This window comes from Weissella sp. DD23, from assembly GCF_001579105.1.
In the GTDB taxonomy this organism is placed as follows: domain Bacteria; phylum Bacillota; class Bacilli; order Lactobacillales; family Lactobacillaceae; genus Weissella; species Weissella cibaria.
The window spans coordinates 477,849-478,521 of record NZ_KQ970390.1; the positions used below are offsets into that span (position 1 = coordinate 477,849).

A 673-nucleotide genomic window follows, 5' to 3' on the forward strand; every position below is an offset into this window, starting at 1 on the left:
GGGGTCCAAACAAATCTTTTCCCGTCAGGATATTATTCAGCGCCATCAATAGACCACCAGCTGTCATTGCCGGAATCAGTGGCACAAAGATATCCGACAATACTTGGACCATAGCCATAATCGGATTCTTTTTCTTACCCTGTTGCGCTGCAAGTTCCTTCAGTTCTTCAGGCGTTGCCGTCTGGACCCCTGTCTGGCGAACATAGTGATCATATACTTTATTGACATCACCCGGCCCAACAATAATTTGGAACTGCCCGTTTGAATCAAACGTCCCCTTTAGGTCTGGATCGTTATCAAGTGCTTGTTGGTCAATACTGTCACGGTCCTTCACAATTAACCGTAAACGCGTGGCACAATGCGCTGCCGTAATGACATTATCATCACCCAAAGCCTTCGCAACCCGCTTTGCTACCTCTTCGTGGTTCATATTATTCCCCCTAAAACATAATTACGGAACCGGTTCCATTTGTGTACGGGTTAATTGTAACCGTTTTCAAAATAGTAAACAAGTTCAAATTTAGCTTATCCTGGGTGAACAGACAGCAAAAAATGCCCGATGATTACGAAACATCATCAGGCATATACATGTTCAAGCGAATTTTGAGTAACTAACTGCATCAGTTCTTCGCACGATCATTGAAAAAATTTTCGTATCAGATAACTTCTAAGG

The 673-nt window shown here is 43.1% G+C and carries 1 protein-coding gene; it reads right to left on the minus strand.

Going from position 1 to position 673, the window contains the following annotated elements; translation table 11 throughout:
* A partial coding sequence (locus WEIDD23_RS02300; protein ID WP_197458770.1) for a glucose PTS transporter subunit EIIB occupies nucleotides 1–430 on the minus strand: 430 nt, incomplete at its 3' end.
* Nucleotides 431–673 lie beyond the last annotated feature (243 nt).